This window comes from Maritalea sp., assembly GCF_047634455.1.
Taxonomy (GTDB): Bacteria; Pseudomonadota; Alphaproteobacteria; order Rhizobiales; family Devosiaceae; genus Maritalea.
This window is the reverse complement of the sequence record NZ_JBLIAI010000118.1, coordinates 1-3,289: the sequence shown is the minus strand read 5'-3', so window position 1 is coordinate 3,289 and position 3,289 is coordinate 1. Positions and strand designations below refer to the sequence as shown.

At 51.2% G+C, this 3,289-nt stretch carries 2 protein-coding genes and 1 pseudogene; all 3 read right to left on the bottom strand.

Translation table 11 applies throughout. The annotated features are described in order from the left end of the window. A pseudogene (locus ACJAZW_RS15405) lies at window positions 1-111 on the bottom strand (rhizopine-binding protein); the annotation flags it as partial. 368 nt (window positions 112-479) lie between these two features. Beyond that, window positions 480-1,511: a LacI family DNA-binding transcriptional regulator gene (locus tag ACJAZW_RS15400; RefSeq protein WP_415159688.1), complete on the bottom strand. Its 1,032-nt coding sequence runs from the start codon at window positions 1,509-1,511 to the stop codon at window positions 480-482. Between the two features lie 110 nt (window positions 1,512-1,621). Further along, window positions 1,622-3,217 (bottom strand): XylR N-terminal domain-containing protein, encoded by a 1,596-nt coding sequence (locus ACJAZW_RS15395; RefSeq protein WP_415159686.1) that lies wholly within the window; start codon window positions 3,215-3,217, stop codon window positions 1,622-1,624. Window positions 3,218-3,289 lie beyond the last annotated feature (72 nt).

Genomic DNA, 3,289 nt, shown 5'->3' with positions numbered 1-3,289 from the left:
AACTGTCAAAAAGTTGTCGTCAAACACCGCCATGGAAACACCGATGTTTTCAGCCACAGCCGTCGTCGCCAACAATGATGCGAGACCCGCAGCAAAAATAGTCTTTTTCATTTTATCCTCCCAAGCTGACGCATGCGCGTCAGTCATTTCGTTCATTTTGTCGAACAGGCCCGATGCTCCTCCACAAGACCCGCGTGTCGCAGCCTCAAAACAAAAGCCCGCGACCTGTTTTATGGAAAAAGACAATAAAATCCTGCACCCACAAACACAGGTTTGCAGATTGCGCGAAACCAAGCGTGCAAATGTCGCTCGATTAGCCCTTTAGAATTTTGATCTTCCTCCGATGTCCGTGAGCTTGTTTTGGTGCCCCTCAGACAGATGCACAATGCGCAGGGTCACCGCAGTAGGTCAACGCTTTCGAGCTCATATCACATCATCCGTGATGTTATATTGGGGGTAATTTTGATGTAATAACATCATTAAAACGATTCAGGTAAAAACAGATCGGGTTGCAAAAAATGCTGTCCTGCCACTTCAGAGCTGCCATTTCGAACGGCATTCACCATCATCTCAACCATATCGCGACACAAGCGGCGCAGCGGCGTTGAAATCACCATCGTGACATAGCCATCGGCCAGGGCGGCGCGACTGTCATCTGTCAATTCATTGACCACCAAGGCGACATGGCGCGGCGCAACCGATTCGCGCAACGCCGCTATCGCACCTTCCATTCCGCCGCCCGCCAAATAGATCCCACGCAGATCGCGATGGCGCTCAAGCAAGTCCAGCGTGGCCTCATAGGTGAGCTGCCGGGTTTCCAAATTGACCAAGGTGTCAATAACCGTAAAATCCGGCGCACTGTCGCGGATATAGCTGCGATATCCTGTTTCGCGCAGCTCGTGCCCGTGCCACCGGTTGCCGCCGACAAAGACGGCCAATTTGCCTGGATTCTGAACCGCTGTGGTGGTCATCCAGCCAGAAAGCCGGCCAACTTGCATGTTATTGAGGCCCAGATAGTTTTCACGCACCCCTTGGGCAAAATCATTCAGCAGGGCAAAACTGGGGATGCCATCACGTTTCAACCGCCTGACTTCTTGCGTTATGCTTTGATGGTTCACCGCCGAACTGGCAAAAGCGTCCACTTTGGTTTTGATGTCTGACAGCTCTTTCAAAAAGGCGTCTGGTGATTGAGATGAGGCAAATCGAATGATGGCGCGCCCCCGAATGTCGCGCCGTTCGGCCACAGCTTTTTCAATTTCGGTGGCAAAGTTTTGGTAAAATTTTTGCTTTCCTTTGTGCAGAACAAACCCGAATGTCATTTCAGGCACAGAGGTCACAAGGCGTTGATCAATCAATGTCGAGGCATGGTAGCCAACGCGGTGCGCGGCCTCGGCAACCTTGCGCATCGTTTCTTCGCGCACAACGCCACGCCCATTGAGGACTCGATCGACGGTGGCTGTGCCAACACCTGCTTCTATCGCCACATCTTTGATGGTTGAACGATTGGACAAAATCACCTCCTGAAGATGTAAATACATCATCATGCAGGTTCTGTCTTATAACCGTCAACTGGTTTTATAGATTGTGTTGGTTTTGGCTATCTAACCAAAAGCACGTTACGCTATGATTTCGACCGTAACCGATAGGCCAGTTGTGCGCGACTTAGTCCCAATTTACGCGCTGCCTCAGACAAGTTACCATTCGAAACCTCAACGGTGCGGCGATATAAAAATGTGTTCAGCTCATCAATTGTCATGTCTAATTGCGCAAACGCAGGATCAATTACGGCCCAAATGTCATCAAGCGCCACGTTAGCCTCCGATATACAGGGTGCGTGATCGAGTGCCTCTGTAATATTTTGAACGGATATGCCTAGTGTAGCATCCGCAAGTAAACTGGCCCGATGTAATGTTGCGCGCAGCTCAGGCAAATTGTCTGGCCATGCCGCCTGTGCCAGCCTGCCGGTGGCAGCATCACTCAGATGCTTTGCCCCTTGCGCATTCAAAGGCGCCTGATCTAGCATACATTGCGCCAAACGGGGGATGTCGGCTTTGCGCGCCGACAAGGGTGGCATTTCAATGGGCAAAACCCCGATCCCATGCAGCAATGTGGGGCTCAGTCGTTTTGATTTCGACAATTGAGCCAGCGTTTGCGTGCTGAGCCCGATCACCAAAACAGACGCCCGCCGTGCATCAAAATGCGACAGTCGGATCAACTTGTCTTGCAAGTGTGCGGGTACATCTTCGATGTTTTCAATCACCAATGTTTGGCCTTGGCTGTGACGGCGATCCGCCGATTTTTCCAGCTTGTCTATCAAATCAGATAGGTCTGGGTGGCTGCCTGCATGTGATTCCAATGTGCCTTGACCAGAGAACACTTGATCGTGCAACCATTGCGCAGCCAGTGCGCGCCCTGTGCCGCAAGCGCCTGTTATCAAAGCGGGCAGGCGGGCTTGTGCCAGCTTATCCAATTGGGATTGCACGGGCCCCAGCACTTTTTCTATATAGTTTTGGGGTGCCGTGGATTTGGTGGAGGATGCCGTAGATTTGGATCGCACGGGGGTACTTATATTGTTGTGCAAAACCTCGTTCATAAACATTTGAACATAGGGGTCATTGATGCCCCAACCTTCGGTGGTTTTGCCAAGCACGCGACAGGATTTATGACCCATGGCTGCGCAATGGACCTCTTTGAACAATACCAGTTTACGAAAGAACTGGCTGGCATATCCCGTGGCATATCCTGTTTGCGTCCAGCATACAGATGTCAGCGCGCGGCCATGGCGACGTTGATATTCGACGGCCTCCACAGAGTCATGCCATAGAAATTCGCTGGCATAGCGGTCGTTGCGAAAATCAAAATCGTTGAACATCGTCTCTACACGCACAGTGCCCGTGAGCATATGCAACCGCGTCCCTGCGGTGAATGCATCGCCAATTTCAAGATTTGGCCAGTTCTCTTTAATAAAATCGGCGTCTTCGCGCCCTGCTCGATAACCAAGCCGCATCAAAAACACCTGAGCATCATGGGCGCCCAGCTGTTTGACCAATTGATCTTGGATGTCGGCCCCCACTGAGGCACGCTGCAAAATCATCCGCGCTCCGCTCAGTCGAATGTTGCCATCAGCGGGGCTGAATTTCATCTTTTCCAGCAAGTCCCCAAGCGTCGGGCGACCGCCACGCTCTAAGAATTCTTTTTGATCATCGTTGATTTTCATTGGCTACGCCCTGTGTGAATTAATCATATAATTAATCAGTTTTACCATTTGAGCAAGCCGCAGCGCAGAAAT